This is a genomic window from Actinomycetes bacterium (assembly GCA_036510875.1).
In the GTDB taxonomy this organism is placed as follows: domain Bacteria; phylum Actinomycetota; class Actinomycetes; order Prado026; family Prado026; genus DATCDE01.
Genome location: DATCDE010000111.1, coordinates 47,090 through 59,647, shown reverse-complemented (window position 1 = coordinate 59,647; position 12,558 = coordinate 47,090). Strand labels below are relative to the sequence as shown.

The 12,558-nt window shown below is 73.6% G+C and carries 11 protein-coding genes; 6 read left to right on the top strand and 5 right to left on the bottom strand.

What is annotated here, in order from left to right:
- The 5 genes from VIM19_06780 to VIM19_06760 all read right to left on the bottom strand — a co-directional run.
- The coding region (locus VIM19_06780) for a sensor domain-containing diguanylate cyclase (GenBank protein HEY5184601.1) at window positions 1-1,079 on the bottom strand (1,079 nt) is incomplete at its 3' end.
- On the bottom strand, window positions 1,076-2,749 hold the full coding sequence (locus tag VIM19_06775) for a sensor domain-containing diguanylate cyclase (GenBank protein HEY5184600.1): 1,674 nt from the start codon (window positions 2,747-2,749) through the stop codon (window positions 1,076-1,078). The genes VIM19_06775 and VIM19_06780, both read right to left, overlap by 4 nt.
- 104 nt (window positions 2,750-2,853) lie before the next feature.
- Entirely contained in the window at window positions 2,854-3,873 is a 1,020-nt protein-coding gene (locus VIM19_06770) for an adenylate/guanylate cyclase domain-containing protein (GenBank protein ID HEY5184599.1), read from the bottom strand.
- Window positions 3,874-3,877: 4 nt separating this feature from the next.
- The gene (locus tag VIM19_06765) at window positions 3,878-4,393 is read right to left on the bottom strand and encodes a PH domain-containing protein (GenBank protein HEY5184598.1); all 516 of its coding nucleotides are present in this window, start codon (window positions 4,391-4,393) and stop codon (window positions 3,878-3,880) included.
- Window positions 4,394-4,409: 16 nt separating this feature from the next.
- The gene (locus VIM19_06760) at window positions 4,410-5,246 is read right to left on the bottom strand and encodes a biotin--[acetyl-CoA-carboxylase] ligase (GenBank protein ID HEY5184597.1); all 837 of its coding nucleotides are present in this window, start codon (window positions 5,244-5,246) and stop codon (window positions 4,410-4,412) included.
- 55 nt (window positions 5,247-5,301) lie between these two features.
- On the opposite strand from VIM19_06760, the gene VIM19_06755 reads away from it, so the two are divergent.
- Genes VIM19_06755 through VIM19_06730 form a run of 6 tightly spaced genes read left to right on the top strand, consistent with a single transcriptional unit; the run spans window position 5,302 to window position 12,538 of the window.
- Window positions 5,302-6,897 (top strand): acyl-CoA carboxylase subunit beta, encoded by a 1,596-nt coding sequence (locus VIM19_06755; GenBank protein ID HEY5184596.1) that lies wholly within the window; start codon window positions 5,302-5,304, stop codon window positions 6,895-6,897.
- Complete coding sequence (locus tag VIM19_06750; protein HEY5184595.1) at window positions 6,894-7,103, top strand: acyl-CoA carboxylase subunit epsilon; 210 nt, start codon at window positions 6,894-6,896, stop codon at window positions 7,101-7,103. The genes VIM19_06755 and VIM19_06750 overlap by 4 nt, the downstream gene beginning before the upstream one ends.
- Window positions 7,076-7,690, top strand: a complete 615-nt coding sequence (locus tag VIM19_06745) for a nucleoside triphosphate pyrophosphatase (protein HEY5184594.1) — start codon at window positions 7,076-7,078, stop codon at window positions 7,688-7,690. Before VIM19_06750 ends, VIM19_06745 begins: the two co-directional genes overlap by 28 nt.
- Window positions 7,691-7,724: 34 nt before the next feature.
- Window positions 7,725-9,161 (top strand): aminotransferase class V-fold PLP-dependent enzyme, encoded by a 1,437-nt coding sequence (locus VIM19_06740; GenBank protein HEY5184593.1) that lies wholly within the window; start codon window positions 7,725-7,727, stop codon window positions 9,159-9,161.
- A gap of 15 nt (window positions 9,162-9,176) precedes the next feature.
- Window positions 9,177-10,727 (top strand): FGGY-family carbohydrate kinase, encoded by a 1,551-nt coding sequence (locus VIM19_06735; protein HEY5184592.1) that lies wholly within the window; start codon window positions 9,177-9,179, stop codon window positions 10,725-10,727.
- A 50-nt stretch (window positions 10,728-10,777) separates the two neighbouring features.
- On the top strand, window positions 10,778-12,538 hold the full coding sequence (locus tag VIM19_06730) for a biotin carboxylase N-terminal domain-containing protein (protein ID HEY5184591.1): 1,761 nt from the start codon (window positions 10,778-10,780) through the stop codon (window positions 12,536-12,538).
- The last annotated feature ends 20 nt before the right edge of the window (window positions 12,539-12,558 follow it).

Here is a 12,558-nt window from a genome sequence, read left to right as displayed (position 1 = left end):
GGCTCCCGGCCCCGGTAGGCCCGCCGCTCTGCCTGCAGGGCGGCCGGGTCGGCCACCACCGGGCGCGCAGCGCCGCTGCGCTTGGCCTCGTACTGCGCGCCGTCGGCCAGCGCGAACAGCCGTTCCACGGTCAGCGGGCCGTCCGCCAGCTCGGAGGACGCCACCCCGACCGCCACCCCTACCCCGTGCGGCGCGTTCTCGACGCCGCGCAGGAAGGCCTCGGCCAGCGCCAGCGCGACGTCCACCCGGTAGCCGGGCAGGACCGCGCAGAACTCGTCCCCGCCCATCCGGCCGGCGACCGCCCCCGGCACCCGCCCGGTCGCCGTCGACAGCGCCGACGCGACGGCCACGAGCGCCTGGTCGCCCGCCTCGTGGCCGAACAGGTCGTTGGCCCGCTTGAGCCGGTTCACGTCGGTCATCACGAGGGAGACCGGGGAGCCGTCCGCATGGTGCCGGGCCACCGCCTGCTCCAGCTGCTCCACCACCAGCCGACGGTTGCCCAGCCCGGTGAGCGGGTCCTCGTAGGCCAGCCGCTGGACCCGGGTGAAGTGCTCGACCTGGGCCAGCCCGGCCGACACTAGCCCGGCGAAGGCCTCCGCGAAGGCCAGGTCGACGTCCAGGAACGGCGTGTTGCGGGAGTCCCTCGTGGCGAACAGCTCGCCCCACACCCGGCCCTCGAACAGCACCGGGGCGGCCAGCCCGGACTGCGCGCCCAGCCGGATGAGCAGCGCCCGCTCGGACGGGTCGGCCTCCGGGTCGTCGACCCGGACCGTCCAAGGTCGGGCGTGGTCGATCATCGCCTGCAGCAGCGGGTACTCGGCGACGCGGTAGACCTCCTCGGTCGGGAACCGTTCCTCGCCCTCGGCCAGCCGACCCACGTTCACCAGGGTGCGCAGCAGGCCGTGCTCGCGCTCGAGCCGGGACACCGACGCCGTCGAGGCCGCGAACGCGAACCGGGCCTCCTCCGCGGCCAGCTGGGCCAGCTCGGACAGCGACCGCGCCGTCGCCAGGGTGCGGGCCAGCCGGGACAGCCCGGCGAGCCGCAGGTCGGCGACCGGGGACCCTGATCCGTCGGTCACCGGTGCCGCGCCCCCACGAGCGCGCAGGCCACCAGGGCGCGCAGCACCGGGACCAGCGCCTGCCCAGGCACGCTGATCTCGTCCAGGTAGACCTCCACCAGCCACCCGGCGCCCGCACCGTCCCGCCCGCCGGCGAGCAGCACGCCGGTGAACCCGCCGGCGTCCAGGATGGCCTGCTCGGCCGGGTCTCCGGTCGGGGAGCGTGCCTCGACCAGGCAGCCCCGTCCGTCCAGCGCCGCGACGGTGAGGGGGTACCCGGCCAGGTCGAACACCGCCTGGTCGACGGTCGTCCCGGCCGGTCCGGTCGCCGGTTCAGCCGCCGCCCGGCGGAAGTGGGACCGACCCACCGTGCGCAGCTCGCGGGACCCGGCCTCGACCGTGGACACCCACCAGGCCGCGCCGTCGGCCCCCCTGGCCACGGCGTCCGCGACCAGCTCGAGCCGGTCCGGGACGGACACCGGTCCCGCGTGGTCGAGGGTGGCCAGCACGTCCTCGAGCAACCGGGCCGGATCGACCGGATCCGTGCCGCGCAGGGTCCGTCGGTCCCGGCGGCGCGACGGCAGGGCAGTCACCCGGGTGCTGGTCTCGGCCGGCAGCCCGCGCCCGGCCACGACCGGGCCGGAGAACCGGCTGCGCTTGGCTCGGGACTGGGCGGCGTCGGCCAACCGGAACAGCCGGGCCGGGGTGGCGACCACGCCGACCCGGTCACCGGTCGAGGCGACGCCGCAGGCCACCCCCTCGGTCAGACTGGCAAGCGCCCGGCGGCACAGGTCCTCGGCCACCATGACGGCGTGGTCGGCCGGCCGGCCCTCGATGATGATGCAGAACTCGTCCCCGCCGGTGCGGCCGGCCAGGCTGCCGGGCACCAGCCCGGCCGCCGTGGACAACGCCCCCGAGAAGTGGACGAGCGCCCGGTCGCCTGCCTCGTGCCCCTGCTCGTCATTGATCCGCTTGAGCCCGTTGACGTCCGCGACCAGCAGGCTGACGACCGTGCCGTCCGAGCGGTGCCGTTCCATCGCGGCGTCCAGCCGTTCGTCGATGGCCCGGCGGTTCGCCAGCCCGGTCAGCGGGTCGACGTAGGCCAGGCCGGCCACCCGCTGCAGGTGCTGGGCCTGGGCGATGCCCGCGGCGACCTGGGCTGCAACAGCCACGGCGTAGTCCAGGTCGGCGCCGTTGAAGGCCGGCTGGTCGATCCGTCGGGTGACGAACAGCTCGCCCCAGACCCGCCCCTCGAGCACGACGGGCACCCCCAGGCAGGACCCCTTGTTGGTCTGCCGCAGCAGCTGGACCAGGCCCTCGTCGAACTCCGGGTCGGCCGGGTCCGCGTCGATGCGGGCGAGGTATGCCCGACCGTCCTCGAACAGCAGCTCGGAGAGCTCCGGCTCGGTCAGGGCGTAGACCTCGTCGTTGGGCAGGTACTCCTCACCGGCGCCGAGCTCACCGTCGTTGAGCAGGACCCGGACGTGGCCGTTCTCCCGCTCCCAGACCGACAGCGACAGCGACGACGCCTCCAGTGCCTGCCGGACGGCGGCGGAGCAGGCCCGGGCCACCTGCTCGACCGTGGGCGCGGTGGCCACCGCCTTGGCGATCTCGGTGAGCGCGTGCAGCCGCCGGGCGGCCAGCCACGGGCCCGGGGGCTCCTCGACCTGCACGGCCACGACCGACGGCACCCCCCTCCCGCGACGACGGGATACGACTCCCCTGCGTAACCCACCGGTGACTGCAGGTTAGCCCGCGGGCGGCCACAGTGGGATCCCCCAAAGGGAGGGCATCCTCACCCGCCATCGGAGGGGGTCGGATCGGTGCGCCACGGGCCCCGGTTCAGCGCGTGCGGCTCGACCAGCCCCAAGCCCCGGACCGGACGACGGCGCAGCGCGACGGCGGCCAGGGCCGGCTCCTCGCCCAGCTCGTCGGCGGTCTCCCGGTCGCACAGGACGGTGCCGGGCCGGGCCAGCGCAGTGAGCCGGCTGGCCCGGTTGACCGTCGTCCCGAACAGGTCGCCCATGCGGGTGAGCACCGGCCCGGTGGCCAGCCCGATCCGCAGGTCCGGCATGCTCTCGTCCTCGGCGAAGTGCTCGATCAGGTCGAGCGCGGCCCGCGCGGCCGCCGCCGGCAGGTCCGAGACGAACAGCACCTCGTCGCCCAGCGTCTTGACCAGGCGCGCGCCGGCCGCGGTGACGACGTCCGCACCGAGCTGCTCGAACCGCTCCACCACCTCACCGAGCTCGCGCTCCTCCAGCCGCCGCGCCAGCCGGGTGAACCCCACGATGTCGGCGAAGCCGACCGTGCGCACCCGCACCGACGCCTGCGGCTCGCCGGCCCGCAGCATCCGGTCGACCGTGGCCGTGAGCTGTCGCCGCCACACATAGGTGAGCAGGTCCTCGAGCACCGGGAGCAGCTGCTCGGCCACGCCGTACGCCTCGGTGAGGGACACCGGGGGACGACCGGTCTCGCTCAGGGCGCCGGGGGGGCCGGCCAGCTGGTCGAGGACGACGTCGAGCTCCCAGCCGGCCAGCCGGCCCAGGGTGTGGCCGAGCGCCCTAGCCAGCCCCAGCGCGAGCTCCTCGGTGAGCAGCCCGTCCTCGACGATGGCGACCACCTCGCGCAGCGCCTCGACGTCGGCATGGGTGAACGCCACGGCGTCACCGGCCTCGGTGAAGCCCAGCGCCCGCCAGTAGGCGCGGGCCCGCTCGAGCTCCACCCCGGCGCGTTCGACCGCCTCGTCCCGGGTGTAGCGGCGCGGGCCCCCGAGCAGCAGCGCGTCCAGGTCGTCCGGGCTCGACGACCCGCTCACCCGGTCAGTCGTGGTTCGGCCCACCGCGCCGGCGCTGGTCCTCCTCGCTCAGCCGGTAGATCTCGCGCTGGACCTCCTCGACCCGCGGGATGTTGTCGATGATCAGGTCGCCGGTCTCCGACGCCGAGGAGACGACCAAGGTGCCGGTGCCGATCAGCCGCTCGAAGATGCTGTAGTCGAAGCTCACGTCGTTGACCTTCGACAGCGGCATGTCCATGCCGTGCCGGGCGACGACCCCGGTCCTGGTGATGATCCGCCGGTTGGTGAACACGAACTGCGTGGTCAGCCACGCGAGCATCGGCCGCACGAACCACAGGATGAGGATGAGCAGGGCGACCGCGAGGATCACCCAGTGCAGGTACGAGGCCACGCCGTCGCTCGGGACCAGCCCGTACAGGTAGCCCCCGACGGCGACGGTGCCCACGAGCACGATCGAGGGAAAGATCATGGAGCGCCAGTGCGGGCGCATCTCGAACGCGATCGACTCACCCTGGGCGAGCAGCTTGGTGGGGTAGCCCATGGCGCATCCTTGCACGTCAGGGGCCGGCGCCCGGGCCCATCGGGGGCTGACCCAGGTGCACCACGTCCCCGGCCGCCACCGCCTCCACGCCGTCCTCGGTGAAGAGGACCAGTCGTCCCTCGGCGTCGATGTCGGTGGCCGTGCCGCGGAGTGTGCGCCCTCCCGGAAGCAGCACCTGGACCTCCTGACCGACCGTGGCGCTGCGCTCGACCAGGGCCTGGCGCAGCGTCGTCGGATCGCCGCCCCCGGTCGTCCAGTCCCGGTACCGCTCGGCGACCCGGCGCAGCGCCGACCGCAGCAGCGGGTCCCGGTCGGTGCAGGCGGCGTCCTCGAAGAGGAGCGAGGTGGCGCCCGGCCCGACCAGCTCGTCGACCCGGGTGGAGACGTTGAGCCCCACGCCGACCACGACGGCCTCGCCGACCCGTTCGGCCAGCACCCCGGCCAGCTTCCGCTGCCCCGCCAGCAGGTCGTTGGGCCACTTCAGCCGGACGTCCACCAGAGCCGTCTCGGACACGGCCTCGGCCACGGCCAGCCCCACCAGCGGGGACAGCCAGCCCCACCGGGCCGGGTCCACGGTGGGCCGCCACAGCACCGAGAAGGTGAGGCCGGCCCGCGGCGGCGACACCCAGGTCCGGTCCAGCCGGCCCCGGCCGTGGTCCTGGTGCTCGGCCACGAGGACCAGCCCGCCCGGATCCCCGGCCCGCGCTGCGGCCGCCAGGTCGACGTTCGTCGAGCCGGTGACGTCGACCACCCGGACCTCCCGCCACGGGCCGGCCGGGGACTGCAGCGCCCTGGCCAGCGCGACGGCGTCCAGCGGTGGGCGGCTGAGGTCGTCGAACCGGGCTGCTGGCATGCGCACTAAGGTACGGATCACCCCCAGCGACAGGGCCTGTGACGGGAGATCCACGATGGCAGCGACCGTTCCCGAGCCGATGGTCCCGGACCTGCACACCACCGCCGGCAAGCTGGCCGACCTGGCCCAGCGGCTCGCGCAGGCGCAGACGCCGGGCAGCGCGAAGGCCATCGAGGCGCAGCACGCCAAGGGCAAGATGACCGCCCGCGAACGGATCGTGGCCTTCCTCGACCCCGGCTCGTTCGTGGAGACCGACGCGCTGGCCCGGCACCGCTCGACGGCCTTCGGGATGGACGGTCGCCGGCCCTACGCCGACGGCGTGGTCACCGGGCGCGGCACCGTCGACGGCCGCCAGGTGTGCGTGTTCTCCCAGGACTTCACCGTCTTCGGCGGCAGCCTCGGCGAGGTCTTCGGGGAGAAGATCGTCAAGGTCATGGACCTGGCCTTGAAGATCGGCTGTCCGGTCGTGGGGATCAACGACTCCGGCGGCGCCCGGATCCAGGAGGGCGTCGTCTCGCTCGCCCTGTACGCAGAGATCTTCCGCCGCAACGTCTCGGCATCCGGGGTCCTGCCGCAGCTGTCGCTGGTGATGGGCCCGTGCGCCGGCGGCGCGGTGTACAGCCCGGCCATCACCGACTTCACCCTCATGGTCGACCAGACCTCGCACATGTTCATCACCGGCCCGGACGTGATCCGGACCGTCACGGGCGAGGACGTCGAGTTCGAGGAGCTCGGCGGCGCTCGTACGCACAACTCCAAGTCCGGGGTGGCCCACTTCATGGCCGCCGACGAGCAGGACTGCCTGGACATCGCCCGGACACTGCTGTCCTACCTGCCGAGCAACAACCTGGAGGACCCGCCGGTCTTCGACGCACCCGCCGAGGTGGAGATCACCGCCGACGATCTGGCCCTGAACACGGTCATCCCGGACTCGGCGAACCAGCCCTACGACATGCACACCGTGATCGGTGCGGTCCTCGACGACGGCGACTTCCTCGAGGTGCAGGCGCTGTGGGCGCCCAACATCGTCTGCGGCTTCGGCCGGGTCGAGGGCGCCTCGGTGGGCATCGTGGCCAACCAGCCCATGCAGTTCGCCGGGACGCTCGACATCGACGCGTCGGAGAAGGCGGCCCGGTTCGTCCGCACCTGCGACGCCTTCAACATCCCGGTGCTCACCTTCGTCGACGTCCCCGGCTTCCTGCCCGGCACCGACCAGGAGTGGAACGGCATCATCCGCAGGGGCGCCAAGCTCATCTACGCGTATGCCGAGGCGACCGTGCCGCTGGTCACCGTGATCACCCGCAAGGCCTACGGCGGCGCGTACGACGTCATGGGGTCCAAACACCTCGGCGCGGACGTCAACCTGGCCTGGCCGACCGCCCAGATCGCGGTCATGGGCGCCCAGGGCGCCGTCAACATCCTCTACCGCAAGGAGCTGGGCGCGGCGAGCGACGTCGAGGCCGAGCGGGCCCGGCTGATCGCCGACTACGAGGACCACTTACTCAACCCGTACATCGCGGCCGAGCGCGGCTACGTCGACGCCGTCATCGAGCCGGCGGCCACCCGGGTCCACATCGTCCGGGCGCTGCGCGCCCTGCGGAACAAGCGGGTCAGCCGGCCGCCGCGCAAGCACGGGAACATCCCGCTGTGAGCGACGCGCCGCTCCTGCGGGTGGTCCGCGGCGAGCCGGACGACACCGAGCTGGCCGCCCTGCTCGCCGTGCTGGCCGCCAGCGCGGCCGGCGCGGGGACGGGGGACGCCCCAGCGGCGTCCCCCTGGCGGGACCGGGCGCGCAGCGTGCACGCACCGGTCCAGCACGGTCCGGGGGCGTGGCGGACCGCGAGCCTCCCGCAGTGACCAGAGTCGTCCTGGCCTCGGCCTCCCCGGCCCGGCTGCGCACCCTGCGCGCCGCCGGTCTCGATCCCGACGTGCTGGTCAGCGGCGTGCCCGAGGACGACGTCACGGGGGTGCCCGCCCACGTCGCGCTCGAGCTGGCCCGCCGCAAGGCCCGCGCCGTCGCGGCCACGGTCGGACCCGGTGCCCTGGTGATCGGCTGCGACTCGGTGCTCGACATCGACGGGCGGACCTTGGGCAAGCCGACCGACCCGGACGACGCGATGGCCAGGTGGCGGTCCATGAGCGGACGGACCGGGGTGCTGGTGACCGGCCACTGCGTCGTGGACACGACGACCGGCCTGGAGGTCGGCGACGTCGCGGGCACGACGGTGCGCTTCGGCAGTCCCGACGACGCGGAGCTGGCTGCCTACGTGGCCACCGGCGAGCCGCTCGCCGTCGCGGGCGCGTTCACCATCGACGGTCTGGGCGGCTGGTTCGTCGACGGCGTGGACGGTGACCCCGGCACGGTGGTCGGCCTGTCGCTGCCGCTGCTGCGCCGGCTGTTCGCCGACGTCGATGTCCGGGTGACCGACCTGTGGCAGCCCTAGGCTGGCCGCCGTCCCCCAAGAGGAGGAGATCACCATGGCCGAGCTGACCGCCGAGCAGATCCAGGAGCTGCTGGCGTCGTTCTACCCGTACCGCGACCGCTACCGCGCCCACCGGAGCATTCCCGCGCAGCCGATGCCCCGCGAGCAGGTGCTCGACGTGGTGCGCACGCTGGCCGCCGAGGAGGACGCCCAGGGGGACAGCGGCAAGGTCTCCGGCTCGCTCTACCTCGGCGACCACGACCAGTACCACTTCCTCACCGAGGTGTTCGAGTCGTTCGCGCACGCCAACGTGCTGCAGCGGGACATGTACCCCAGCTCGACGAAGTTCGAGGGCGAGATCGTCGCCATGACCGCGGCGATGCTTCATGGCGACACGGGAACGGTCGGCGTGCTGACCTCCGGCGGCACCGAGAGCCTGATGAACCCGATGCTGGTCTACCGGGAGCGCGGCCGGGCCGAGAAGGGCATCACCGCCCCCGAGGTGATCATCCCGAACTCCGCGCACGTGGCCCTGGACAAGGCCTGCCACTACTTCGGCATCACGCTGCTGCGCGCCCCGCTGCTGCCGAACTTCCTGGTGGACGTCGACTGGGTGCGCGACCACATCACCGAGAACACGGTGGCCCTCGTCGGCTCGGCCGGCTCCTACCCGTACGGCCTGATCGACCCGATCGAGGAGCTCGGCGCGCTGGCCGTCGAGCACGACCTCGGCCTGCACATGGACGGCTGCCTCGGCGGTTTCGTGCTGCCCTGGATCGAGCGGCTGGGCCACCCGCTGCCGCCGTTCGACTTCCGGGTCCCCGGGGTCACCTCGATGTCGGCGGACACCCACAAGTTCGGGTACGCGCTCAAGGGCACCTCGGTGCTGCTGTACCGCAACGACACTCTGCGCCGGTACCAGTATTTCACCTTCCCGGACTGGCCGGGCGGCATGTACATCTCCCCAGGCATGTCCGGCAGCCGGTCCGGCGGGATCATCGCGGCGACCTGGGCCGCGCTGCTGACCACCGGCGAGCAGGGGTACCTGGAGTCCGCCGCCGCGATCTACGACACCGCGCAGCGGATCCGAGCCGCGGTCGAGGCCCAGCCCGAGCTGCGCGTCTACGGCGACGACCCGACCTTCCTGGTGGCGTTCGGGTCGGCCGACGAGTCGGTGGACGTCTTCCTGGTCAACGACTACCTGATCAGCAGGGGCTGGCGGCTCAACCCGGACCAACTGCCGGCGGGGCTGCACTTTTGCGTGACCCGGCCGAACACCCGGCCCGGGATCGCCGAGGAGTTCGCCCGAGACCTCGCCGACGGGGTGGCCTACGCGAAGGCCCACGCCGGCGAGGCCGCGAGCAGCGGCGCCCTGTACGGCATGGCCGGGTCGCCCGCGGGCAACGCCGGGGTGAACTTCCTGCTGTCCGGGGCGCTGGACGCGATGTACGCCGTCCCGGCGCCCAGCGGGCCCGAGCCGACGGCGGGCTGAGTGCCGACTCCTTGGGTGCTCGCGGTCGACCTGGGGACCAGCGGGCTGAAGGTCGGCGCCGTCGCCGAGACCGGCGAGATCCTGGGCCGCACCCACCGCGACCTGGACACCGTGCTCGGCCCGGACGGCGCGGTGGAGCAGGACCCCGAGCAGTGGTGGGACGGCATCGTGGCGGCCGCGCACGAGCTGACCGGCGGCGGCACCGCGGTGGCCGACCCGGCCGACCTGGTGGCCGTCGGGATCGCCGGCCAGTACGCCTCGACGGTCCCGGTGGACCACGACGGGAACGCGGTCGGACCCTGCCTGGTCTGGGCCGACGACCGGGGCGGGCCGCTGGCCAAGCAGGCGTTCGGCGGCCCGGCCGCGGGCTACCGGCCCCAGGCCGTGCTGTCCTGGCTGCGCTACACCGGTGGCGCCCCGTCCCCCGGCGGTGCGGACCCCAGTGGGCACGCGCTGTTCCTCAAGCACAGCCAGCCCGAGCGGTACGCCCGGACCGCGACGCTGCTCGAGCCGGTGGACTACCTCGGGCTGCGGTTCACCGGCCGGGCCGCGGCGACCCCCGCGTCCATGGTCGCGTCCTGGCTCACCGACAACAGGAAGGGCGCCCCGCTGCGGTACGTGCCCGAGCTGGTCCGCCGGGCCGGCCGGGACCTCGACCGGCTGCCCGAGCTGCTGCCCTCCGGGTCGGTGCTGGGCGGGATCTCACCCGAGGCGGCCGCCCAGCTCGGGCTCCCGGCCTCGGTTCCCGTGGTCACCGGCGTCCCCGACCTGCACAGCGCCTACCTGGCGTCCGGCGCGGTCGAGGACTACGCCGCGCACTTCACCATCGGGACGACGTCGTGGGTGTCCTGCGCGGTCCCCGACAAGAAAACCGACGTCCTGCACCAGATCGCGTCCGTTCCGGGGATCCGCCCCGGGCAGTACGTGCTGATCAACAACCACGAGACTGCCGGCGTGTGCCTGCAGTGGATCAGGGACGGCGTGATCGGGAACCCGGCCGGGTTCGGGCCGGACTGGAACCCCAGCTACGACGACCTGGTCGCCCTCGCCGCCCGGTCGCCGGTCGGCGCCGGTGGGGTGATCTTCACGCCGTGGCTGAAGGGCGAGCGCTCGCCGGTCGACGACCGCCGGCTGCGCGCGGCATTCCTCAACGTGTCCATGGACACCGACCAGGCTGACTTCGTCCGGGCGGTGCTGGAAGGGGTCGCGTTCAACCTGCGCTGGCTGGCGGAGGTGGCCGACCGGTTCACCAAGCACCGGCTGGACCCGCTCCGGGTGCTCGGCGGCGGCGCCCAGTCGGACCTGTGGTGCCAGATCCATGCCGACGTGCTCGGCCGCCGGGTGGAGCGGGTGGCCGACCCCGCGGGTGCTCAGCTGCGGGGGGCCGCCATGCACGCCCTGGTGGCACTGGGCCGGGTCCGGTTCGAGGAGGTGCCGGAGCGGGTGCCGGGCGTCCAGGGGTTCGACCCCGACCCGGCTGCGCACGCGGTCTACGAGCCGATGTACCAGGAGTTCACCAAGCTCTACGGGCGGTTGAAGGGGATGTACCACCGGCTCAACCGGTGAGGGGCGGCCCCCTAGACTGCGAGTCATCGTCGGCCGGAGGAGGACTCCCCGTGCGCAAGGTGCTGATCGCCAACCGCGGCGAGATCGCGGTCCGCATCGCGCGGGCCTGCCGTGACGCGGGGATCGCCAGCGTCGCCGTGTACTCCGACCAGGACCGCGACGCGCTGCACGTACGGGTGGCCGACGAGGCGTTCGCGCTCGGCGGCGAGACCCCCGGTGAGACCTACCTGGACATGCCCAAGCTGCTCGACGTCGCGGCCCGCACCGGGGCCGACGCGGTGCACCCCGGGTACGGGTTCCTCGCCGAGAACGCGCACTTCGCCCAGGCGGTGGCCGACGCCGGCCTGATCTGGATCGGACCGCCGGCGGCGGCCATCGAGGCGCTCGGCGACAAGGTGCGGGCCCGGCACATCGCCCATCAGGTGGGGGCGCCCCTGGTGCCCGGCACCGCGGACCCGGTCACGGGGGCCGACGAGGTGGTGGCGTTCGCCCAGGAGCACGGTCTCCCGGTGGCGATCAAGGCGGCCTTCGGCGGCGGGGGGCGCGGGCTTAAGGTCGCGCGCACCCTCGAGGAGATCCCCGAGCTGTACGAGTCCGCGGTCCGCGAGGCGGTCACCGCCTTCGGCCGCGGCGAGTGCTTCGTCGAGCGGTTCCTCGACCAGCCCCGCCACGTCGAGACCCAGTGCCTGGCCGACCGGCACGGGAACGTCGTGGTGGTCTCGACCCGCGACTGCTCGCTGCAGCGGCGCAACCAGAAGCTGGTGGAGGAGGCCCCGGCGCCCTACCTCACGCCCGAGCAGCACGACCGGATCTACTCGGCGTCCAAGGCGATCCTGCGGGAGGCCGGGTATGTCGGCGCCGGAACCTGCGAGTTCCTCGTGGGCCAGGACGGCACGGTGTCCTTCCTCGAGGTGAACACCCGGCTGCAGGTCGAGCACCCGGTGACCGAGGAGGTCTCCGGCATCGACCTGGTGCGGGAGATGTTCCGCATCGCCGACGGCGAGGCGCTCGGCTTCGACGACCCCGTGCTGCGCGGCCACTCGATCGAGTTCCGGATCAACGGCGAGGACGCCGGCCGCAACTTCCTGCCCGCCCCGGGCACCATCTCCCGGCTGCGGCTGCCGAGCGGGCCCGGCGTCCGGGTCGACACCGGGTACGAGGAGGGGGCCACCGTCCCGCAGTCGTTCGACTCGCTGCTGGCCAAGCTGATCGTCACGGGGGCGGACCGCCGGCAGGCCCTGGAGCGGGCCCGCCGGGCGCTGGCCGAGTTCGAGGTCGAGGGCATGCCCACGGTGCTCCCGTTCCACCGGGCCGTGGTCGAGGACCCGGCGTTCGCCACCGACGACGACACCCCGTTCCGGGTGCACACCCGCTGGATCGAGACCGGGTGGGTCAACACCGTGGCGCCCTACGCGGGCGAGGCGGCCGAGCCCGAGGAGCCCGTCGCCCGGGAGCGCGTCACCGTCGAGGTGGGGGGTCGCCGGCTCGAGGTGGTGCTCCCCGCCGGGCTGGGCATGGGCACCCGCTCCGCGGCCGCTCCGGCCGGGCGCGCCCCGAAGCGCCGCACCGGCGGCAAGGCTGGGGCGGCGGCCTCCGGTGACTCCCTCACCAGCCCCATGCAGGGCACCATCGTCAAGATCGCGGTGGAGGAGGGCCAGCAGGTCGCGGCCGGCGACCTGGTCGTGGTCCTCGAGGCCATGAAGATGGAGCAGCCGCTGAACGCGCACCGGGCCGGCACCATCGTCTCGCTCAACGCCGAGGTGGGCGTCACCGTCGCCAGCGGCACCGTGCTCTGCGAGATCAAGGACTGACCGGAGGCCCTCCGACAGCG

Bases quoted from the DNA above. Each gene is read 5' to 3' on its own strand.
- VIM19_06765 (HEY5184598.1), bottom strand. From the start codon at position 4,393: ATGGGCTACCCCACCAAGCTGCTCGCCCAGGGTGAGTCGATCGCGTTC.
- VIM19_06760 (HEY5184597.1), bottom strand. From the start codon at position 5,246: ATGCCAGCAGCCCGGTTCGACGACCTCAGCCGCCCACCGCTGGACGCC.
- VIM19_06755 (HEY5184596.1), top strand. From the start codon at position 5,302: ATGGCAGCGACCGTTCCCGAGCCGATGGTCCCGGACCTGCACACCACC.
- VIM19_06740 (HEY5184593.1), top strand. From the start codon at position 7,725: ATGGCCGAGCTGACCGCCGAGCAGATCCAGGAGCTGCTGGCGTCGTTC.